The sequence below is a fragment of the Dysgonomonas sp. 25 genome (assembly GCF_010501075.1).
GTDB lineage: Bacteria > Bacteroidota > Bacteroidia > Bacteroidales > Dysgonomonadaceae > Dysgonomonas.
The window spans coordinates 1-23,300 of sequence record NZ_QVMN01000012.1 but is presented as its reverse complement, the minus strand read 5'-3'; the positions used below and the strand labels follow the sequence as shown (position 1 = coordinate 23,300).

General features: G+C 45.0%; 18 protein-coding genes. 12 read left to right on the top strand and 6 right to left on the bottom strand.

Going from position 1 to position 23,300, the window contains the following annotated elements; genetic code table 11:
• Positions 1-73: 73 nt before the first annotated feature.
• The 5 genes from leuS (at position 74) to D0T66_RS14720 (ending at position 7,253) form a co-directional block, all read left to right on the top strand.
• Positions 74-2,878, top strand: a complete 2,805-nt coding sequence (gene leuS / locus D0T66_RS14740; protein WP_163358065.1) for a leucine--tRNA ligase — start codon at positions 74-76, stop codon at positions 2,876-2,878.
• A 25-nt stretch (positions 2,879-2,903) separates the two neighbouring features.
• Positions 2,904-3,890 carry a hypothetical protein gene (locus tag D0T66_RS14735; protein ID WP_163358064.1) on the top strand — a complete coding sequence of 329 codons (987 nt, stop codon included), beginning with the start codon at positions 2,904-2,906 and terminating at the stop codon, positions 3,888-3,890.
• A 6-nt stretch (positions 3,891-3,896) separates the two neighbouring features.
• Positions 3,897-5,333, top strand: a complete 1,437-nt coding sequence (locus D0T66_RS14730; protein WP_163357648.1) for an MBOAT family protein — start codon at positions 3,897-3,899, stop codon at positions 5,331-5,333.
• A 6-nt stretch (positions 5,334-5,339) separates the two neighbouring features.
• Positions 5,340-6,299 carry a hypothetical protein gene (locus D0T66_RS14725; RefSeq protein WP_163357647.1) on the top strand — a complete coding sequence of 320 codons (960 nt, stop codon included), beginning with the start codon at positions 5,340-5,342 and terminating at the stop codon, positions 6,297-6,299.
• A gap of 87 nt (positions 6,300-6,386) precedes the next feature.
• The gene (locus D0T66_RS14720; RefSeq protein ID WP_163357646.1) at positions 6,387-7,253 is read left to right on the top strand and encodes a YitT family protein; all 867 of its coding nucleotides are present in this window, start codon (positions 6,387-6,389) and stop codon (positions 7,251-7,253) included.
• A gap of 70 nt (positions 7,254-7,323) precedes the next feature.
• Here D0T66_RS14720 and D0T66_RS14715 read toward each other — a convergent pair whose 3' ends face one another.
• The 3 genes from D0T66_RS14715 to rsfS all read right to left on the bottom strand — a co-directional run bounded on the left by D0T66_RS14715 (position 7,324) and on the right by rsfS (position 10,667).
• Entirely contained in the window at positions 7,324-8,175 is an 852-nt protein-coding gene (locus D0T66_RS14715; RefSeq protein WP_163357645.1) for a phosphatidate cytidylyltransferase, read from the bottom strand.
• A 21-nt stretch (positions 8,176-8,196) separates the two neighbouring features.
• Positions 8,197-10,236, bottom strand: coding sequence for an ATP-dependent zinc metalloprotease FtsH (gene ftsH / locus D0T66_RS14710; protein WP_163357644.1), 2,040 nt, complete (start codon positions 10,234-10,236; stop codon positions 8,197-8,199).
• A 71-nt stretch (positions 10,237-10,307) separates the two neighbouring features.
• On the bottom strand, positions 10,308-10,667 hold the full coding sequence (gene rsfS / locus D0T66_RS14705; RefSeq protein ID WP_163357643.1) for a ribosome silencing factor: 360 nt from the start codon (positions 10,665-10,667) through the stop codon (positions 10,308-10,310).
• A gap of 525 nt (positions 10,668-11,192) precedes the next feature.
• On the opposite strand from rsfS, the gene D0T66_RS14700 reads away from it, so the two are divergent.
• The 7 genes from D0T66_RS14700 (at position 11,193) to D0T66_RS14670 (ending at position 18,783) form a co-directional block, all read left to right on the top strand.
• Positions 11,193-11,810, top strand: a complete 618-nt coding sequence (locus D0T66_RS14700; RefSeq protein WP_163358063.1) for a hypothetical protein — start codon at positions 11,193-11,195, stop codon at positions 11,808-11,810.
• 27 nt (positions 11,811-11,837) lie between these two features.
• On the top strand, positions 11,838-12,638 hold the full coding sequence (locus D0T66_RS14695) for a hypothetical protein (RefSeq protein ID WP_163356654.1): 801 nt from the start codon (positions 11,838-11,840) through the stop codon (positions 12,636-12,638).
• 14 nt (positions 12,639-12,652) lie between these two features.
• Positions 12,653-13,846, top strand: a complete 1,194-nt coding sequence (locus tag D0T66_RS14690; RefSeq protein WP_163356655.1) for an FISUMP domain-containing protein — start codon at positions 12,653-12,655, stop codon at positions 13,844-13,846.
• Between the two features lie 484 nt (positions 13,847-14,330).
• Positions 14,331-15,845 carry a glutamate--tRNA ligase gene (gltX, locus tag D0T66_RS14685; RefSeq protein ID WP_163356656.1) on the top strand — a complete coding sequence of 505 codons (1,515 nt, stop codon included), beginning with the start codon at positions 14,331-14,333 and terminating at the stop codon, positions 15,843-15,845.
• Between the two features lie 6 nt (positions 15,846-15,851).
• Complete coding sequence (locus D0T66_RS14680) at positions 15,852-17,090, top strand: 3-deoxy-D-manno-octulosonic acid transferase (protein WP_163356657.1); 1,239 nt, start codon at positions 15,852-15,854, stop codon at positions 17,088-17,090.
• 17 nt (positions 17,091-17,107) lie between these two features.
• A complete protein-coding gene (locus tag D0T66_RS14675; protein ID WP_163356658.1) occupies positions 17,108-18,169 on the top strand; it encodes a DUF2027 domain-containing protein in 1,062 nt (353 codons plus the stop codon).
• Between the two features lie 29 nt (positions 18,170-18,198).
• Entirely contained in the window at positions 18,199-18,783 is a 585-nt protein-coding gene (locus tag D0T66_RS14670) for an LEA type 2 family protein (RefSeq protein ID WP_255489764.1), read from the top strand.
• Between the two features lie 79 nt (positions 18,784-18,862).
• Here D0T66_RS14670 and guaB read toward each other — a convergent pair whose 3' ends face one another.
• The 3 genes from guaB to D0T66_RS14655 all read right to left on the bottom strand — a co-directional run bounded on the left by guaB (position 18,863) and on the right by D0T66_RS14655 (position 23,008).
• Positions 18,863-20,338 (bottom strand): IMP dehydrogenase, encoded by a 1,476-nt coding sequence (gene guaB, locus D0T66_RS14665; protein ID WP_163356659.1) that lies wholly within the window; start codon positions 20,336-20,338, stop codon positions 18,863-18,865.
• Positions 20,339-20,559: 221 nt separating this feature from the next.
• Positions 20,560-22,485: an FISUMP domain-containing protein gene (locus D0T66_RS14660; RefSeq protein WP_163356660.1), complete on the bottom strand. Its 1,926-nt coding sequence runs from the start codon at positions 22,483-22,485 to the stop codon at positions 20,560-20,562.
• Between the two features lie 16 nt (positions 22,486-22,501).
• Positions 22,502-23,008, bottom strand: a complete 507-nt coding sequence (locus D0T66_RS14655; RefSeq protein ID WP_163356566.1) for a hypothetical protein — start codon at positions 23,006-23,008, stop codon at positions 22,502-22,504.
• Between the last annotated feature and the right edge of the window lie 292 nt (positions 23,009-23,300).

Below are 23,300 nucleotides of genomic sequence, written 5' to 3'. Positions count from 1 at the left end.
ATCCGTCCTACTTCCAAACAAATAGCTATCTTTGTGGCTTGATTAATTGTAACATACTTTCAGTTTCAATTTTATGGAATATAATTTTAAAGAAATAGAGAAACGCTGGTTTCAATATTGGGTCGACAACAAAACGTACAAAGTAGTAGAAGACAACACCAAACCTAAATACTATGTCCTCGATATGTTCCCTTACCCGTCAGGGGCAGGGCTGCACGTGGGCCATCCGCTCGGATATATAGCATCCGATATCTATACCCGTTACAAACGCTCGTGCGGATACAATGTATTGCATCCGATGGGATACGATGCTTACGGTCTTCCGGCGGAGCAATATGCCATTCAGACAGGGCAGCATCCGGCCATCACGACCGAACAAAATATCAACCGTTATCGCGAGCAGCTGGATAAAATCGGCTTCTCTTTCGACTGGAGCCGCGAAATCCGCACCAGCGAACCCGAATATTACCATTGGACGCAATGGGCATTTATACAGATGTTCAACTCCTATTTCTGCAACGACGAGCAACAGGCCCGCCCAATCGAAGAATTGATCGAGTGGTTCGGTACGAACGGTTCGAAAGACCTGAATGTTGCTTGCAGCGAAGAATTGGAATTTACTGCCGAAGAATGGAATAGCAAAACAGAAAAAGAACAACAAGAAATATTACTGAATTACCGCATTGCTTACTTAGCCGACACCACCGTTAACTGGTGTGCCGCTTTGGGCACGGTGTTGGCAAATGATGAGGTGATTAACGGCTTGTCCGAGCGTGGAGGACATCCGGTGGAACAACGCGTTATGCGCCAATGGAGTTTACGCGTTTCGGCTTATGCACAGCGTTTGCTCGAAAGCTTGGATAAAATCGACTGGACAGATTCGTTGAAGGAAACTCAACGCAACTGGATAGGAAAAAGCGAAGGGGCGGAAATGCAGTTTGCCGTGAAAGATTCAGATGTCTCTTTTGTGATCTTTACTACCCGCGCTGACACAATTTTTGGGGTGACTTTCATGGTGCTTGCTCCCGAAAGTGAGTATGTATCTAAGGTGACTACACCCGAACAACGCATGGCGGTGGAAGAGTATCTGGTAGCCACGAAACGCCGTACCGAACGCGACCGTCAGATGGACAAAAAAGTATCGGGTGTATTTACAGGCTCGTATGCCATTAACCCGTTGAACGGAAAAGAAATTCCTATCTGGGTAGCCGATTATGTATTGGCGGGATATGGTACGGGAGCTATTATGGCCGTTCCGGCACACGATAGCCGCGACTATGCCTTTGCCAAACATTTCGATTTGCCGATTATCCCGTTGATTGAGGGTGCCGATGTTTCGGAAGAAAGCTTCGATGCCAAAGAAGGAATTATGATAAACTCTGGCTTCCTGAATGGCTTGACAGTGAAAGAAGCGATAGAGAAAACGAAAGAATATATCCAGGAAAACGAATTAGGCCGCGTAAAGACAAACTACCGTCTGCGCGATGCCATTTTCTCGCGTCAGCGTTATTGGGGCGAACCGTTCCCTGTTTACTATAAAGATGGCATGCCGTATATGCTGCCGTTGGAAGCATTGCCATTGCCATTGCCGGACGTAGACAAATTCCTGCCGACCGAGACGGGCGAACCGCCATTGGGACGCGCTACCGTTTGGGCATGGGACACAGTCAATAATAAAGTCGTTGAAAACGATAAAATCGATCATAAAACCATCTTCCCGCTGGAATTGAATACCATGCCGGGATTTGCAGGTTCATCAGCATACTATTTGCGTTATATGGATCCGCATAACAACAAAGAGTTGGTATCGAAAGCGAAAGACGAATACTGGCGCAATGTCGATTTGTATATCGGAGGTACGGAGCATGCTACGGGTCACTTGATTTACAGTCGCTTTTGGAATAAATTCTTGTTTGACATCAACGTGTCATGCGAAGACGAGCCTTTCAAAAAGCTGATTAATCAGGGAATGATACAGGGACGAAGCAATTTTGTATATCGCATCAACGGTACAAATAAATTCGTTTCGTACAATCTGAAAGACCAATACGATGTGCAACCGCTTCATGTGGATGTCAACATTGTAAGCAATGATGTTTTAGACGTTGAAGCTTTCAAAGCGTGGCGGCCTGAATTTGCCACAGCCGAATTTATCTTGGAAGATGGTAAATACATCTGTGGATGGGCAGTAGAAAAGATGTCTAAATCTTATCACAATGTTGTCAATCCCGACGATATTGTCGAAAAATATGGCGCAGATACCTTGCGCTTATACGAAATGTTCTTAGGGCCATTGGAACAATCCAAGCCTTGGGACACAAACGGAATAGACGGTGTACACCGTTTCCTGCGTAAATTGTGGAGCTTGTTCTACAAGGGAGACGAGTTTATCGTTGTGGATGCCGAGCCGACCAAAGAAGAATTGAAGGCACTGCATAAACTAATCAAGAAAGTCTCGTCAGACATTGAGAATTTCTCATTCAATACCTCTGTATCGGCTTCGATGATTTGCGTGAATGAATTGACAGCCTTGAAATGCAGCAAAAAAGCGATATTGCAGGATTTGGTTGTTACTTTGGCTCCTTTTGCTCCGTTTATAGCGGAAGAATTATGGCATGCATTAGGCAATACCAATTCGGTATGCGAAGCTGAATGGGTAAAACATAATGAAGCCTACTTGGTAGAAGATGCCTTCAAATATGGCGTTGCTTTCAACGGGAAAGTCCGTTTCGATATAGAATTCCCTGCCGACGTAACGAAAGAGGAGGTAGAGAAGGTTATATTGGCGCATGAGTTGTCGCAGAAATGGATGGAAGGAAAGACAGAATACAAGAAATTCATCTTTGTTCCTAAAAAGATGATAAACATCGTATTGTAGTGCCCCCCCGCAAGGATAGATAAACATGAAACAATTACTCAAAAAAGTCTTTCTTTTCTTACTGCCAATCATATTGTTAGCTTATCCTGCAGATAGACTTTTATCTTATGGCTTGCGTAACTCTGGTGTGGGAGGTGGAGATATGGAAATTACTAACGATTTGTATACAGGCAATATAAATACGGATATTCTTATAATAGGCTCTTCGAGGTCTTTTGTCCATTTCGATCCTGCCATAATCGAAGAAAAAACGAATATGTCTGCCTATGTTGTCGGGTTCAATGCTTTACGTTTTAATTTACAAGATTTATTATTCAAAGAATATTTGAAGTATAATACAAAACCTAAAATTGTAATTTGTTCTCTTGATCAGCCTACTCTTTACAATTCAATGGGAACGGCTTCTATTAATTTCATTCCATTCATGTTATTCAATGAAAGCATGCAGGAAGATATGGGGCCATATCTTGATTTCAGTAGTGTCGATTATTATATTCCTTTTCTCAGGTATGTCGGAAATTTGGGCGCTATAAAATGGGGAGCAAGCTATTACTTCAATCCACCTGGTCATAAGATGCGTTATAAAGGTTATTTGGCTCAGGACTTTCCCTGGTATACAATACCTGGTGCCGAAGGTACTACAACATACGATCCAACGATAGAAATAGAACGAGATAAAATAATCCCTGATCTTGAATCTCATTTGCTATATAAAGACATATTTATTCGTTTTATCCAGGATTGTGAACAAGAGCAGATAAAAGTAGTTTTCGTCTATACTCCCGAATATTGCAAAGATGGATATGTCGTAACTTCAATAAGACAGATAACTGATTATTATAATAATATTGCAAAAGAATATAATATCCCTTTTTGGGATTATACTAAAGATTCGATATCGTATGATACACAATATTTTTACAATGTATTGCATTTGAATGTGAGAGGTAGTCGCAAGTTTACCGAGGATCTTAGTATACGGCTATTAGAGCTTGAAAATAAAAACTTTTAGATAAATATGCTTTTTAACTCAATCAACTTTGCCATATTCTTTCCGATAGTTTTTTTTATCTATTGGCTGGTATTGAAGAATAACAAAAAGGCACAGAATGTTTTCTTGCTTGTTGCCAGTTATTTCTTCTATGGCTGCTGGGATTGGCGTTTTCTTTTTCTGCTGGCTATTTCCACTATCCTCTGCTATTACGGAGGGCTAAGGGTCAGTACGGCAACGACAAAAAGCGGACGAAAGACTTGGATGTTTATTGCAGTCATTGTGAATATTTGTTTTCTGGGCTTCTTTAAGTATTTCAATTTCTTTATACACGAGTTTCAGGAATTTTTGCAGCTATTCGGTTTATCATCGAGCATCCACACACTAAGTATTATTTTGCCGGTTGGTATATCGTTCTATACATTCCACGGGCTCTCGTATGTGCTCGATATCTATAACGATAGAATAAAGCCTACCCGCAACTGGGTAGACTATTCTTTGTTCGTCAGCTTCTTTCCCTTATTGGTTGCTGGGCCTATCGAACGGGCAACACACCTACTCCCTCAGATAGAACAGGAACGTACATTCCGTTACGCCAAGATGGTAGATGGCTTGAAGCAAATCCTTTGGGGCTTGTTCAAAAAAGTTGTTGTAGCCGATAACTGTGCCGAATATGCCAATATGGCTTTTAATGGAGGCGAACACTCGGGGAGTACATTGGTGTTGGGGGCTATTTTCTTTACGATACAGATATACGGCGACTTCTCGGGTTATTCGGATATAGCGCTGGGAACCGCGCGGATGCTTGGCTTTGAATTATTACAGAACTTCAAATTTCCGTATTTCTCGCGCGATATTGCCGAGTTCTGGCGGCGTTGGCATATATCCTTGTCTTCGTGGTTTCGCGACTATCTCTATTTCCCACTCGGAGGGAGCAGAGGTACGATGTTAAAGACGATACGCAACACGTTTATAATATTCCTTGTCAGTGGCTTCTGGCACGGCGCTAACTGGACATTTATCGCCTGGGGCGGTCTGAATGCCTTGTTTATTATGCCGTCTATTATTATGAAGCAGAACCGGAAGAATCTGGATGTGGTAGCGCAAGGTAAGTTATTACCTTCGTTCAAGGATATTCTGCATGTGGGCATAACATTTGCGTTGGCTGCTTTTGCCTGGATTTTCTTCCGTGCCGATAACATGACGCATGCTTTCGAATACATTGCAAGTATACCTAAAGAATTACTTACCTCACCTCATTATGATACCAAAACTTTGATAACTATCGGTATGTTTTTGCTGATGTTTATTGTCGAATGGTTAGGTAGAGAAAATAAGTATGGTTTGGAATTCTTCGGAGCGAAGCGTAGCCGCTTCTTCCGGTGGGCATTCTATTATATGATTATCGTATTTATTATTTTATTTGCCGGAGGCGAGCAACAATTCATCTATTTCCAATTCTAAGCAGGAATGAAGAAGCTACTAAAAAAACTATTGATATTTGTTTGCCCGATAATCGTATTGGCTTATCCTGCCGATTGGTTTATTTCAAACGGCTTGGCTCATTCTGTTTATTCAGATGGTGAAATAGAAACATGGACAGATATTTATACTGGTCAGGTCAATTCCGATTATCTTATCTATGGTTCTTCGCGTGCATGGATCCATATTGACCCTATGATGATAGAAAAAGAAACCGGGCACCCGGCCTATAATTTTGGTCTGAATGCTCATAACTTCTATCTGCAAAGTTTAAGACATCGTGAGTATCTGCGACATAACCCGAAGCCGGAAGCAATTATTTATGCCTTGGATGTCTTTACGCTTGAGAAACGTCCTGATTTATATAATTTGGGGCAATTCCTGCCTTATATGCTATGGAACAAAGATGTAGCAGAGACAACATTGACATACGAAGGTTTTACTTGTCCCGATTTCATTATCCCTTTATACCGCTATATCGGGCGTTTCGATGCTATCCGTTCGGGACTGAATTATTATGTTAATCCTGATGCCCGTTTCCGCGAGAAAGGATATAAAGGATACGAAAAAGAATGGGATGGCGCATTAGAGAGAGCACAAGGCAATATGAAGTCGTACAAAGCCTATATCGATACGACTTCTGTAAGGTTATTTGAAGATTTTATTATCGATTCCAAAAAAGAAGATATTCCGTTGATTTTTGTTTATACACCCGAGTATATCGAGGGACAGAAATTTATATCAAATAAGGACTCCGTTATTGCTATCTATCAAAAATTTTCGGACAAATATGCGATCCCGTTTTTTGATTATTCCAATGATTCGATATGTTATCATAAAGACTACTTCTACAACTCGATGCATATGAATAACAGAGGTAGCAAACTCTTTACGCACAAGATGATACAAGACTTGATGAGGGATGGTTTGATTTCGGATAAAAAATAAATATTGTTGTTCTTATTTCTCTCTTTTTTGAGAGATGAAATGGAAAATCCTACTTATCTTTGCGTCGAAATTATAATATCTAACCATATGCCTCGCAGATACTTAAAAGATTTTTATTGGAAAGACTATCTGTTAATAACTGTCGGTCTTGTCTTATACGCAGTTGGATTGATAGGCTTTATCAAGCCCGGTGGAATCGTAACAGGGGGACTGACCGGTATCGCCCTCTTGATTGAATACAGTACCGGATTACCACTGCAATATGTATATTTTTTCACTAACTGCGCCTTGCTTTTGGTTGCCTTGAAGATATTAGGCATAAAATTCCTCGCCAAAACAATATACGGGGTAGTAGTTCTTACGGCCCTCATTACGATTGCTCAATTAATCTTTAAAGAGCCTCTGATGGCTTCTGAACCGACACTTTCGGGTGTAGTAGGGGGGATGATGTGTGGAGCCGGCATAGCGCTTGTATTTAGCGCAAACGGGAGTACGGGCGGTACGGATATTGTTGTTGCCATCATCAATAAATATAAGAATATCTCTTTCGGTCGCGGAATGTTACTTTGCGACTTTACTATTATTTGTTGCTCCTATTTTGTTTTCCATGATTATCAGAAGATTATTATCGCCCTTATCGTAATGGGTGTGATGACATACACCATTGATATGGTTATCAATGGATTCCGTCAATCGGTTCAGTTCTTTATCTTCTCTGATAAGTATGAGACAATAGCGAAAGCTATTAATTTTGAACTGCATAGAGGTTGTACCCTGTTGGACGGTACGGGAGCTTATACGGGTAAACCGATAAAGGTGGTGGTTGTATTAGCTAAGCGTTCCGAATCGATACAGATGTTCCGCCTGATACAAAAAATCGATGAAAAAGCCTTTATCTCGCAAACGACCGTGCGTGGGGTTTATGGCGAAGGGTTCGATAAGATAAGGAGTTAGAGAAGTTTTGCATTTTCTGAGAAAAAGGAATAGTCTCATTTTTAAGAGCGAGGACGAAGAAAGCGGATATTTAAAAAATCTTTATCACCTCCAGATATATTACAATAGCCGGAATGGCAAGAATGGTGCTGTCGAAGCGGTCGAGGATACCGCCATGCCCCGGAATCATGTTACCCGAATCTTTGACACCCAATGTGCGTTTGAAAAGCGATTCTACCAAGTCGCCGAATGTGCCGGATACAACCGTTACAATTGCAAAGCCTATCCATTTAGGAGTAGACAACTCGGGATAAAAATATGCCAGCACCAAGGATGCTCCTATGGCGAAAGCTAACCCTCCAAAGAATCCTTCCCACGATTTTTTTGGCGATATGCGCTCGAACAGGCGATGTTTACCGAAAGTCATACCCGTGAGGTAAGCGAACGAATCGTTGACCCAGATAATAACTAAAATAGCTAAAAGGAAGATATAGTTGTAACTGGTGTAGAAAGAGGCAGTCAGCACCAACTTATTAGTCAACGCAAAAGGTAGAGCAATATAAAGTTGCCCTAAGAAGGAATAGGCGAGCGATTGCAACGGATTGGCATGCTTCCGATACAACTCGCTTACGAAGAGGACTAATAAGAAAATGGCATAAGGTGTAAGGTAGAAAAACAAATCCGGTCTGAAGCAAGTTACCGAATTGCTATACCAAAACACTCCGCCAAATAAAAGAAGCCCCCCGATGATATTCAGCCATTTCGATACTTTGACATTGGCGGCCTTTTCTATCAACCCATAAAATTCGTACAGAGCCAACCCTGTGAGCAGGGCGAATATAGCAGCAAAAGTGAATTCATTAATCAGGATTCCGGCAAGCAACAATCCTACAAATACGATTCCGGCAAGGATGCGGACGACAATATTTGGCAGTTTCTTCAAAATATAATGACTGTTATATTATTATTCTATCTCTTCCGATTGTCCCGGCTGTGCGAGAATGCCCGGCGCATCTTCGCCTTTGGCTTTCTCTTCTTCAACCTCTTTCACGATTTCTTCGTTTTCTTTCATAATCTCATCCGAACGGGATACCCACGGACGTAAACCGAAAATCTTTTTCAGGTCGTCGGCAAAGATAACTTCCTCGGTCATCAGTTTGTCAGCCAAGGCATGATGTCCGTCCGAATGTTGGCGAAGCAACTGCTTAGCACGCTCGTACTGTTCGCTAATCATCGCCTGCACCTCCTGGTCGATAAGCAGGGCCGTATCGTCGCTGTATGGCTTTGTGAAGCCGTAATTATCGGCCGAATCGTAGTAGCTGATATTTGGCAGCTTGTCGCTCATCCCCATATAGGAAATCATCGCGTAAGCCTGCTTCGTTACACGTTCGAGGTCGTTGACTGCACCCGAAGATATTTGTCCGATAAAGACCTCTTCAGCGGCGCGTCCTCCGAGCAAGGCACACATTTCGTCCAGCATCTGCTCTTTGGTGGTGATTTGCCTTTCTTCCGGCAGATACCATGCTGCTCCCAATGCTTTTCCGCGGGGAACAATCGTAACTTTCACCAACGGATTGGCATGCTCGAGGAACCAGCTCAACGTAGCGTGTCCCGCCTCGTGAATAGCAATCGTGCGGCGCTCGTCGCGTGTTGTAACCTTATTTTTCTTTTCCAACCCCCCGATGATGCGGTCTACAGCATTCAGGAAGTCTTCTTTTTGTACTATTTTCTTTCCTTTACGGGCAGCAATCAAAGCCGCTTCGTTACACACATTGGCAATGTCAGCTCCCGAGAATCCCGGCGTCTGGCGGGCAAGGAAATCGACATCTACGCTGTCGTCTATTTTCACAGGACGAAGGTGTACTTTGAATATCGCTTTTCTGTCATTGAGGTCAGGTAAATCGACATTTATCTGGCGGTCGAAGCGTCCCGCACGCAGGAGTGCTTTGTCCAGAATATCGGCACGGTTAGTTGCCGCGAGGATGATGATACCGCTATTGGTACCGAAGCCGTCCATCTCGGTCAGGAGCTGGTTCAATGTATTCTCGCGTTCGTCGTTCGAGCCGAAGTTCGGATTCTTGCCACGGGCACGGCCGATGGCGTCTATCTCGTCGATGAAGATGATACAAGGCGATTTTTCCTTAGCCTGCTTGAAGAGGTCGCGCACACGCGAAGCTCCAACGCCGACAAACATCTCTACAAAGTCGGAACCCGACATCGAGAAAAACGGTACATTGGCTTCGCCTGCAACCGCTTTTGCCAAAAGCGTTTTACCTGTTCCCGGAGGGCCTACAAGCAAGGCGCCTTTCGGTATTTTACCCCCGATTTCGGTATATCTCGAAGGGTTTTTGAGAAATTCTACTATCTCTTCTATTTCTTCTTTTGCTTCCGACAATCCGGCAACATCCTTGAATGTCACACGCAGATCGGACGCTTTGTCGTATAATTGTGCTTTGGATTTTCCTACGCTGAATACTCCGCCGCCACCACCGGCTCCTCCGCCGGACATACGGCGCATCATAAATACCCACAGCCCGATAAGCAGCAGGAATGGCAGTGCACCGATGAGAAAGTCGAAAATGCTGACATTCTCTTCGTAGCTGACGTCTATATTGTAGTTGTGATCTTTCTTTATCTGGTCGTAGAAGTCCGAAAATTTATCGGCCGAAGGAATCTTAACGGAGATAAAAGGATTTTTTGGCAGGTTTTCGGATTTAGCTTCGTCTTTGAATACCTCGTTTATTGATTCGCTACGCACGTAGGCGCGCAGGGTACGCGATTTTCCGTCAACAACAATCTTGTTGATATAGTCTTTCTTGACATACCCCTGAAAATCCGACCAGGCAACTTCTTTCGAGAATGCACTCTGCGAAAAGAAATAAACTCCGATTATTCCGGCAAAGATTAACAGGAATAACCAGTTGAGATTAAAGGAGCTTTTCGGTTTCTGGGGGGTTGGTATTCGTGGCTTTTTCTGACCTTCTTCTTTGTTGTAGTTATCCATATGTTAACTGGAAAAATTAAAATTCGACAAAATAATTCTACTAAATGAACAAACTTTCAGATGAAAAGTTGTCAGTCGATATCGGGAATCGTTTCCAACTGCGCATCAGCCCACAAATGTTCGATGTCATAAAACTCGCGCAATTCGGGTAAAAATATATGAACAATAACCGTACCATAATCTATTCCTGCCCAACGTCCTTCCACTACACCATCGCTTGCGATAGGGCGTTCTTTCATGTTCTTTTTGAGTGAATCGATAACTTCCTCACCTATTGCCGATACTTGTGTAGGGCTGCGTCCTTCGCATATTACGAAATATTGACAGATGGTTCCTATCATCTCTGTCATGTCTACGATTACAATGTTACGGGCTTTTTTCTCCTGGCAAGCTGCCACGACGTTGTTTACAATGATTTTAGCGTTGTCCATTCAGTATATTTTGTTCCGATATTATTAAATTAAGCCTACAAATATAGTCTTTTTTTGATTATGAATAGTTGTATGTCAGGTATAAGTGTTGAATAAGAGGGAAAAAGCTATCGGTTGAGATAATAAATTTCCGGCTTTTGATTGTGACGATTGACTATTTTCTTTCTTTCAAATGGTGTATTTGTCAATAAAAAGTACTTTCTTTGCAGTATCATACAACACAAATATCGTGCTAAAAAACAGATATAATAAGACCATTTTTTCAGTTAATATATTGTATTCTAATATGATATATTCTGTTATCTACGTGCACACACACACACACACACACGAAAATTTAGCGATTATTTCTTAGGCCACCAAATTTTCAGGGTAGTTTTTTCAAAAAATATTCACCTCCCCCCGTCCCCCTCCAACAGAGGGGGAGTAAAAATATATACCCTTTTCCTATCTCCTCCCCTAATGGGGGAGGCAGGGAGGGGGTGCCAAATTGCTTGTGTTAATGTCAGGGGAAGAACCCCCATTTTGTCCCGTCTTCTCCGTGAGGAGAAGCGGGATTTTTCAGTCAACAGTGAGCAGCACTATTCAGTCAACAGTTATCAGTCAACAGTCAACAACAAAATCCATGTAGGGGCGAAACATCGTTCGGCGAAGCGTAGTCGAGCCAATAAATATTCGCCCGTAATATCCGACATATACGGGGCAATGTTTATTGCCCCCTACAAAGCTAATAGTCTAATGTTGCCACGCCTTTTAAGGCGTGGATATGATTGCATCTTTCAGGAGATGACTTTAGTCAAAAGATATTTGGCTAAAGCCATTTTTGAACCAACCTTTCGAGACCTCCACTTAAAAGTGGAGGCAATTAAAAAGAATATACATGTATGTGTGCGCCTGCAAATCGATATATCGGGCAAACACACAGGTCTGCCCCTACGCAGTAACGAGACGAGATGCTTCGCTTTCGCTCAGCATGACAATAAAACTAACAGCTATCAGCTAATGGCTTACAAAACTAATGTCTTAATGTGTCAATGTGTTGATGAGCTAATAGAAAAGCACATCTTCACTATCGTACTATCCGGCATTATCACATTAGCATATTACCACATTATTATATTATCTCATTATCATATTAACTAATTATTTTTTATTATGAAATAGAAAATCTTGACACAGGCTATCTTGATATTAGCCTTCTTAACAACAACAATCGCCCTGCAAGCGCAGGTAACTATTGGAAGTAATCAGCCACCGGTTGATGGTGCGTTGTTAGACCTTACGCAAGGGACGACTACCTCCAAAGGATTGGCTATGCCTCGCGTAAAACTCACTGACACGGATAAGCTATTTCCTATGTTTGACGGTATCAGTGGCTCTAACTATACCCAAAGCGGCACCCACTACGACAAAGCGACTGAAGATGCCAATCATACGGGGCTTATCGTGTACCACAGTGATAAATGTACCATGAGCGGCAAAGGTCTGTATGTGTGGACGGGTAGCGAATGGAATAAGATAGGTGACAATACTCCTGCCGGATTGAATTTCAATCAGGACTACTTTGACTTGCCCAGCGGGCACGATGCCCGCCCGCTCACCGCACAAAATCTTAAAATAACATGGAATGGAGGGCTTGTTCCGACATGGGCTTCGGCGGCTTCGGGTGGATTGACTGCTATTGATTTTACGGGGACACCGTTAGCACCAACTACTTTGACGGCTTCTCCTACCGACATGACTTTGCTGCCTGATGCAATGACTATCAACCCGGCTTCGCCGTGGGCAAGCAAGCAAACCGGCCTGATCTTCACTTATACCGAGTGCGGGCAAACGAAGACGATTACCCTCAACCAGACGAATTATGCGTTGAAGGTAAATAATTCTTCACTAACAGTCAGATTATCTATACCACCCCTACCAGCGGAAGCCTCAATGTACAAGGTAATGCTGCATGGACAACAACGATAACAGGTACTCCGGGATTGGCAAACACCAGCCCGACTACAGGCGGAACAGATCTGAAAAACGGTACTAACAGTACGCAAAACGTCCAATATAATGTCGGAACAGGCAATCGTTATGATGTAGCCAATATAACCTTTTCGGATACCGAAACAAACAAACGCTTCGAGGATATAACCGTATCTGTTCTCAACTGTGGCACCACTACCGACAACGACCTCACCATGCTACAATGGGCTGAACGAGCCGGCTTCAGTGCTGCACAATTGACAGCTATACAAGCTCTGCCCAATGGCGGCACTCTTGGAGGTGATGCCACCCCTACCACCCTGCCCAATGGTGTACAGGCACATAAAGACCAGAGCGGCAATATTTTTCTTTCGGGTGACTTTGGCACTGATGCCGGTAGCCTCGACGGACGCAACCGCTGGATGCTCAACAATCTGGCTGCCACCAGCTTTGCTACGGGAGCGAGAACCGGCGTAGACGTCAACGTTTCGGTTAACTTACCAGCTTCGCCGTCTGCTTCGGTCGACAATTACAAGAACCCGTTATGGACATACCCCAACATAAGTGGCAACGGCACCTCCGCCACCCTCTACAATAACAATCCACGACTTGGACGCCTTTACAATTGGGCGGCTGCAACTAACAGCAAAGGAAGTACATTTGATAACGGGGCAAACGACGCAGCCTATGCAAACGGACAAAAACCATATAGCGATGGTGAGATAGCTCCTGCTACCGACCCGCAGACTGCTCGTCGACAAGGTATTTGCCCGAACGGTTGGCATCTGCCGTCCGATTACGAATGGACACAACTGGAGCAGGAAATAAACACCCATACCAGCCAATACGCCGCTATCCCCGATGCGAACGGCACTATCACTGTTGGGCAAGCAGCAAACCGGGGTAGTACTCACGGCCAGGGTATGAAAGATGTTTGCCCGGCACCTACCTCATCAATAGCCTCCAACGGTGCATCAAACATCATCAATGACACCACCATGAGACCGGGCTTTAGCGCTATGTCTGTGGGTCACGCTAGTGGCGGTGTGGTCGGTAATTATGGGGGGTTCGCGAACTTTTGGTCAGCCAGCGGCGTCGGTGCTACTAATGTGTGGCATCGGTACATCAGTTCTGCCAATGCGCAAATGAACAGGATTACAAATGCCCGTTACTCCTTTGAGAGTGTGAGGTGCAAGAAAGACTAATAATCAGTTAGCGGTTATCAAATAAATTATCTATACAGGGAAGTAGTCCGCGAGGACTGTTTCCCTGTGTTCTTTGCTTTGTGACCTCTGTGTAAAAACTTCGTGTCCTCTGTGGTTAAGTAATAAAAAAATGACAAGAAAAAAACACTGTGTCGCGTCAAATATGTCAAGAGTGTCAAGTTTTAACTAAATTTTGATTGATTATCAGCGAAGTAGGTTTTTGACATAACTTGACAACTGTTATTTTTATAAAGCACATGCTGTTTTGTTAAGTTTTTCTTATAGTATCGGTCTGATAACCAATAGGTAATGCTCGAAAAACAGCGTGGCAAAAAAATGATACGTTTGATTACTCTTTTAAGTTGGAGGCGAAACGTATTTCTATATCCTAAGCTACTGGCTGTTAAGCAAGTTTTTAGCTGTATAGCGTATAGTTACGAAAATAATATGTATTTTTGTAGCCGTTTTTCTAACCATTACAAATATGTCTCAGCCAGTAAGAGTACGTTTCGCGCCCAGCCCCACAGGCCCTCTCCACATCGGAGGAGTGCGTACAGCATTATATAACTACCTCTTTGCCAAACAGCATAAAGGAGCTTTTATTCTTCGCATCGAAGATACCGATTCACAGCGTTTCGTTCCCGGAGCCGAAGAGTATATCATCGAAGCCCTTACGTGGCTTGGACTTCAGTTCGACGAAGGTACGCACATCGGCGGGCAATACGGCCCCTATCGCCAGTCCGATCGTAAGGATATCTACCGCCAATACGTAGATATATTGCTGGAGAAAGGCGCTGCCTATATAGCGTTCGACACCCCGCAGGAATTGGATGCAAAGCGCGAATCGACGCCTAACTTCCAATACGATGCCTCTACCCGTGGCGATATGCGTAACTCGCTTACGATGAGCGCCGACGAAGTGCAAAAACTGATAGATGGAGGCACACAATACGTTGTGCGCTTCAGGATAGAACCCAACGAAGACGTTATCGTGAACGATATGATTCGCGGTGAGGTGAAGATAAACTCTTCCGTCCTCGACGACAAGGTGTTATACAAATCGCAGGACAACCTGCCGACATACCACCTGGCCAATATCGTGGACGACCATTTGATGGAGATTACACACGTTATCCGTGGCGAAGAGTGGCTGCCGTCTGCGCCGCTGCACGTCTTGCTTTACCGTGCTTTCGGCTGGGAAGATACTATGCCGTCATTCGCACATCTGCCGCTCCTGTTGAAACCTGACGGAAAAGGCAAATTGAGTAAACGCGACGGCGATCGCTTGGGATTCCCTGTCTTCCCGTTGGAATGGAAAGATCCAAAGACAGGCGAAATCTCTTCAGGCTACCGCGAAAGCGGCTATCTGCCCGAAGCGGTTGTCAACTTCCTCGCCTTGTTAGGCTGGAATCCGGGCAATGATCAGGAAATGCTGTCGATGGACGAGCTTATCCGCCTGTTCTCATTGGAACGCGTAAGCAAAAGCGGTGCGAAGTTCGACTACGAAAAAGGTAAATGGTTCAACCACCAATATATCCAGCAAAAGCCGGACAGCGAATTAGCCGGCCTGTTTGCTCCCATACTGAAAGAGCATGGAATAGAAGCAGACAAAGGCTACATCGAGCAGGTAGTCGGTTTAGTCAAAGAGCGTGTCTCTTTCGTGAAAGAACTGTGGGATCAGGCATCATTTTTCTTTGTTGCTCCTGCGGCATACGATGAAAAGACCGTCAAAAAGCGCTGGAAAGAAGAAACTCCGGCACAATTAGGCGAGTTGATCGACGTATTGAAAGGCATTGGTGACTTCTCGGCTCACCATCAGGAAGAAGTCGTGAAAGGCTGGATAGAAACAAAAGGCTATCACTTGGGTAATATCATGAATGCCTTCCGTCTGGCTCTCGTCGGCGAATCCAAAGGGCCTCACATGTTCGACATCACAGCTGCCATCGGCAAAGAAGAAACTATCCGCAGATTAGAAGCTGCTATTAAGAACATTAAATAAACGGGAATGCTTTTCTATAACATAGGTATATTCCTCTATGCACTGGTTGTCCGCATCATTTCGCCTTTCCACCGGAAGGCACGGAAGATGATAGTAGGGCACAAAGAGACTTATACCATCCTTCGTAAGAAAGTAGATCCCAATGCTCAATATATCTGGTTTCATGCCGCTTCGCTTGGCGAGTTCGAGCAAGGACGCCCGATTATCGAGCAGGTAAAGAAGCAACATCCGGAATATAAAATACTCCTCACGTTCTTCTCCCCATCGGGATATGAGGTGCGCAAGGATTACCCATTAGCCGATGTGGTTTGCTATCTGCCATTCGACAAGAAACGCAATGTGCGCAAGTTCCTCGGATTGGTACAACCGAAGATGGCCGTCTTTATCAAGTACGAGTTCTGGTACAACTTTGTCAGCCAGTTGCACAAGAGAGATATCCCTGTGTATATGGTATCGGCTATCTTCCGTCCTAAGCAGATATTCTTCCGCTGGTATGGCAAGTCTATGCAGAAGCTATTGCACATGTACCACTGTCTGTGCGTACAGGACGAAGCTTCCAAAGACCTGCTGAAAACAATAGATGTAACCAATGTCGAAGTCTGTGGCGATACCCGCTTCGACCGCGTATTGGATATCAGCAAGCAGGCAAAGGATATAGACCTGATAGCCCGCTTCGCCACTAAGGCACAAGCCGATGGACAGAAGATATTGGTTGCCGGAAGCTCGTGGCCGAAAGATGAAGACATCTTTGTCACATACTTCAATGCCACATCTCATCTCAAACTGATCATCGCGCCGCACGAGATACACGAGGCGCACCTGAAATATATCGAAGAGAACCTGCAACGCCCTTTCGTCCGCTATTCCAAGGCTACAGCCGAGGACGTCGAAAAGGTCGATTGTATTATCCTCGATACCATGGGGATGCTCTCATCCGTCTACCGCTATGGGCAGATAGCCTATGTGGGAGGAGGATTCGGAGTAGGCATCCATAACGTACTCGAGGCTGCGGTATATGGAATTCCTGTCCTTTTCGGCCCGAACTTCAAGAAGTTCATTGAGGCAATCGGCCTCATCGAAAGTGGCGGAGGCTACTCGGTCAACGATTACGAGACTTTCCGCGGGCTGATGGACGAACTGATAGAATACCCCGAATCATTGAGTTCGGCAGGTAATCATGCAAGACAATATGTCATAGAACACACAGGGGCGGTAGATAAGGTAGTGAGCCTTCTTCCCCTCTGACCAAAACAACCAATGCGATGAAGATAGGCGATAAAGTACGATTCCTGAATACAACCGGCGGAGGCATTGTCAAAGGCTTTCAGGGACGGGATATTGTCCTTGTAGAAGACGAAGACGGCTTCGACATTCCCGTACTTATCCGCGAATGTGTCATCATCGAGGAAGGAAAAGACAATCAGGTACGCAACCAGCCTCAGCAGGAAGCTGCGATACAGCAAATTGTCCACACCTACCAATCGCAACCCACCAAACAGGAGGAAGCGTACATCCCCGTCGAAACGAAGGAAGGCGAACAACTTACGGTTGCTTTAGCCTATCTCCCTATAGATGCCAAATCGCTCAGTTCGACGAATTTCGAGTGCTATCTGATAAACGACAGCAACTATTACCTGTCGTACAGCTACCTCTCTCATACCGGGCAGGCTTGGATAAGCCGCCAGACAGGTGTGATAGAGCCCAATACCAAAATCTTCGTCGAAGAGTTTGCCCATGATATGCTCAACGATCTGGAGCGTGTTTGCTTGCAATTCTTTGCCTACAAACAGGATAAAGCCTTCGACCTGAAGAATACCTATTCGATAGATTTGCGCATCGACACGGTCAAATTCTATAAGCTACACAGTTTCAAAGACAACGACTACTTCGACGAGGATGCGTTGCTCTATACGCTGGTTCGCAGAGATTTGCCCGAACGCGAATTGAAGGTATCAGCCGAAGATCTTGCCCTTGCCATGCAGGAAAAGAAACAAGCCGACAGACGTCCGCGTATACAACCTTTGCACAAGAAAGAAAAGAGCGCTATCGTCGAGATAGATTTACATATCGATGCTCTGTTAGATACCACAGCCGGATTGTCCAATGCTGATATCCTCGATTACCAGCTTTCCAAATTCAGGGAGGTAATGGACGAGAATCTCAAAAACAAGGGGCAGAAAATCGTCTTCATCCACGGCAAAGGAGACGGTGTATTAAAGAACGCTGTCATAGACGAATTGAAGAAGAAATACAAATCAGCCTATTATCAGGATGCTTCTTTCCGCGAATACGGATACGGGGCAACGATGGTAACTATCAAATAATTGAATTACAAAACTATAAAACAATCAATATGAAAGTATTAAGAAGAATCGCAGCATTCCTGTTTGTTGCAACATTATTAGTCAGCTGCGATGCAGCTCAAAGCCTTTCGGGCGCTTACAATATGGTCAATTGTAAATATTCGTACAACTCTTTGTCGAATGTATCGGTTTCGGGGATGAACCTCTCCAATGGATTGTCTTTGTCGAGCATACCGAAGCTAACTTCAATCCTCACCGGAACGGCAACGTCTATCCCTGTGGATATGACGGTCAACTTGGATGTGAACAATCCCAATGCATCCGAAGCGTTTCTAAACGGTTTGCAATATATCGTTACCATAGACAATCTGCAACTGACGTCGGGCTCTATCAATGAACGCCTGAGTGTTTCTGCTGGCGAAACCAAAACTATGCCTATCAATCTGCAACTGGATATTGCCCAGTATCTGAAAGGCGATTCCAAAGATACAATGGTTAATATCATTAAGAATATTGCAGGAATCGGCACAGAGAAGTCAAATGTTTCGATTCAGATAAAGCCATCTTTTATGATTGGATCTCAACAAGTCGTGTCGCCGATATATATCCCTGTCAACTTCACGGTGGGCAAGTAATTCTATCGTCCGACATCCTAATGATAAAAGGCAGCTCTCTCAGAAAGCTGCCTTTAACATATATAGTCTTTTTTAGCGATTAGTTTCCCCGGCTATAGTTAGGTGCTTCGCTGGTGATAGTCACATCATGCGGATGGCTCTCGGCAACACCGGCATTGGTGATGCGGGTGAACTTGGCATGGTGCAACGCTTTGATGTCTTTCGCTCCGCAATAACCCATTCCGGCACGCAATCCGCCGAGCATCTGATAAACAACTTCGTAGAGCGAACCTTTGTATGGTACGCGGGCAGCGATACCTTCGGGAACGAGTTTTTTGATGTCCGCTTCCATATCCTGGAAGTAGCGGTCTTTCGAGCCTTTCTCCATCGCTTCCAACGAACCCATTCCACGATACGACTTGAACTTACGTCCGTTGAAGATGATTGTTTCGCCCGGAGACTCTTCTACTCCTGCCAGCAACGAACCCATCATCACAGATGCGCCTCCCGCAGCAAGGGCTTTCACTATATCGCCCGAATAGCGCAGTCCGCCGTCGGCAATCAATGGTACACCCGAACCTTCGAGCGCTTTATATACATCATATATCGCCGAAAGTTGAGGAACTCCCACTCCGGCAACAACGCGTGTAGTACAAATAGAACCCGGACCGATTCCCACTTTTACGGCATCCGCTCCGGCATCTGCCAAATATTTGGCTGCATCGCCTGTAGCAATGTTTCCTACCACCACATCGAGGTGCGGATAGGCTTTCTTCACTTCCTTCAATACGCCTACTACACCCTTCGAGTGTCCGTGAGCCGTATCGATAACGATGGCATCTACGCCGGCGTTTACCAATGCTTCCACGCGCTTCAGTGTGTCGTGCGTAACGCCTACTCCGGCGGCTACACGCAAGCGTCCCTGTTCGTCCTTGCAGGCAAGCGGCTTGTCTTTTGCCTTGGTTATATCTTTGTATGTCACCAATCCTACCAGACGGTTATCGGCATCTACCACCGGAAGTTTCTCAATCTTATGCTGTTGCAGGATATCGGCTGCCGATTCGAGGTCGGTCGACTGTTGTGTCGTGATGAGACCGTCTTTTGTCATGACATCGTTAATCAACTTGTCCATCTCGCGCTGGAAGCGGAGGTCGCGGTTAGTCACGATACCTACCAAGCGGTTTTCGGCATCTACTACGGGAATACCGCCGATTTTGAACTCGGCCATCATCGCCAAAGCTTCGCCTACTGTTTTGTCCCGAAGGATGCTTACAGGGTTGGATATCATACCGTTCTGGGCACGCTTCACATATTTTACCTGTTGCGCCTGCTCTTCGATAGACATATTCTTATGGATAACACCGATACCACCTTCGCGGGCAATAGCAATAGCCAATTTAGCTTCGGTGACAGTGTCCATAGCTGCCGAAACAAAAGGGATATTCAGTTTGATGTTGCGTGAGAAACTTGTCGTGAGGTCGACGTTACGTGGAAGAACTTCCGAATAAGCGGGGATTAACAATACATCGTCGAAGGTTAATCCATCCATGCTGATTTTATCTGCAATAAATGACATAGGGTAACTCCTTTTCAAATTTTATTGCGTGCAAATATACATACTTTTTCGGAATTATAATATTAATCTTCCCAACAATATTTTGCCATGCCATCATTTTTTTGTCACCCACCCCCTCCAACCTCCCCCAGTTGGGGGAGGCTACCTGTATAGATAAAGTTTCTTGTAACTCGTAACTTGTAACTGCCCGAAGGGCGAAGTAACTGCAACGCTACGCGTTGCTATTCGTTCTTCTTGCAGCGGAGAGGGAGTAACAAATGACGAAAATATAAGACACGTTCAACATGTTCGTTAGTATATTTGAATTGCCGATAGTACGAAGTAGTAGTATCGCCGCCACTATTAGGCGTCCAAAACATCGTCCAGCTACCATACTCATAGGTACTATTATTTGTATAATAACCTGTAAGCAAAAGATTCATACCCGGACGAGACGAAATGGAGATGGTATTACTGTAGCCATTAGGGACAGTTGCAGAGGTTGGTGCCGAACATGGAGCTTTCATCCCTTTCGCATGTGTTCCACGGGTATTACTGCCTATGGTAATTGTACCGCCAATATCGGCCGTGCCACTATATAAATTGGTGTTAGTAGTAATCTCCTGATCTAACTGCGTCCATTCATACTCACTCGGTAAATGCCATCCATCGGGGCAGATACCTTGTACAGGCGTAGGAGTTGTAGTGATATTCTCTCCATCGTTAATGGTAGCTTGTCCATTTGCACCTCCCTTTCCACCTGTGGCCGCATCCCAGTTATATACCAGCCCCACCCGCGGATTATTATCGAAAAGAGTTTGGCTTGCATTTGGATATCCCCACTGAGCTACATTGTATGTAGTTGCATACGAATATGTAAGCGTCCTACCCTGACTATGCGGCGCCTTTGACGAATAGTTCAATGCTCTCACATTATGCAACATCCACCGCCCGGCATTGCCAAAGTCCCCCGAGAGAAAAAGGTTATCGTCCTGGTCGCGGTGTAGCTGGATGAGGTTGATGGGCTTGATAGCTGACGAGCCCGCATCCGCATTCGTCACGGCTGCTATCTCGTCGTCGGTGAAGCCTGCCCGCCTCGCCCATTCCTCGATACTCGGGTCGTTTCCTGTGACACAATTGACCATCGAAACCGTTACATCCTCAAAGCGTTTCGGTGTTTCAGCATCTTTGAAAGTGACATTCGCATAGTCGTAGCGGTTGCCTGCATTGGTAGTGTAAGGCACATTCGTAGTATTGGTAGTACCGTCTGTCAGCGTTTTGCCTCCTTCGGCTGCAACGGTAAAAGTAGCAGCGCTCTCCATACCCGTAATCTCTGCCTTCCAAGAGGCATTCCCCTGTACATTGAAGTTACCACTGGTAGCAGCTGTATAGGTTATTTGAGCATTGCGTAGCCTGTCTTTTGCTTTCAGGGCAAAGTTAGTCTGGTTGATGGTCACCGTTTTTATCTTTTCCTTGGAGTTGCCATCTTCATCTGTATCGGTGTAGAGGAACGAGAGTTCTGTTTCTTTCGTCTTCCACGGGTTAGCTGCTGTAACATCCGTATCGGTCATCGCATCGGGCAACAAGCTTATCGTTGTCGGGGAGGTCGTCAGTGTCGCAGGCGTCAGCGGATTGCCCGTAAAAGGTACAGCTGTGAAGCCACTGGCTGCCGCTGCGTTATAGGTCGGCGATGCTCCATCCATCCAGTTGATAACCAATTCCTGTGCTGTAAGTGTGCGTGCATCCTTACCACTCGGCAGGTCGAAGCGGCTCTCGCTGAGGTGCAGCTTGGCGAGGGCTTCTTCTGCTCCTTTTGTCCATTTGCTGCCATCCCAGATATACACGCCTTCGGGGAGCAATACACTCGAAGCCGTGTTAAAGACGATCATGCCGGTATGCAGCTTGTCTTCGTCAGCCTTCACGGCATTTTTATAGCCTCCGTTGTCATCACTCTCAAACATCGGAAACAGGTTGTTCAGGTCTGTCAGCTGTACCCTTGGCAGGATAACCCCTTTGGTAGAGGATATTTCGTTATTCGTCTGTTTCAGGTCGAGCAGTGCGCCTTTGTTGGGCTTCTCGCCGCTGCCGATAGTTACCTGCGCATGGCCTGTCATCGTTGCCGACAGCAGCATCAGCAATAGCATGTGTGTAAATAAGATTCTTTTCATGTCGGTTTGGTTTTATTTAAGCTTTTCCGCTCTTTCGTCCATCAGAAAGTGCAGCAAAAGCAGTGTTAGTAAAATATAATTCGTTGATCGGCCGGTACCATTCTCCGGCAGGCACTTGCATAAGCCGCGGTAGTCGATACCATTTATCCCCCATCCAGACGTATACGTCCACAAAGAAAGGGAAGTCACTGTTCGTATTGAAGACTATCAGCCCGGTATGCAGCTTGTCTTCATCCGCTTTTACGGCATCTATGTATCCTTCATTGCCATCGGATTCGAACATCGGAAAGAGGTTGTTCAGGTCGGTGAGCTTTACCCTTGGCAGGATAAACCCTTTGGTCGATGAATCGTCGGCATTTGTCTCTTTCAGGTCGAGCAGCGCCCCCTTGTTGGGGCGTTCGCCGCTGCCGATAGTCGCTTGCGCATTCACTACGCACATGTTGCCTGCAAATGTCAAGGCTATAATTAGTATAGCCGTCTTGAAATGGTTGAGGTTTTTGCTCTTTGTTTTAGTTCTTCTCATCGTTCTCATTTTTTTTTGATTTCGTTTTGATGCCCCGTAAGGCAAGGTGAATAAATGGTGTTTGTTTGAGCCCCACCAAACCTCCCCGTGGGGGAGGCTTAGGAGAGCAGCATTATTAATTGACTTGTAAAACAGACTGGAATCTATTTCCCCCTTCGGAGAGTTGGGGGGAGGTAGCATTAAAGGACAGGCCTTCCCCGCACGACCAAAGGAAAGGAAGTTGAACGGACAAAAGGGCGTCGGTACGGGGCAGCCTGTGAGATATATAGAAGTGTGTTTGAAGGTTCGCATT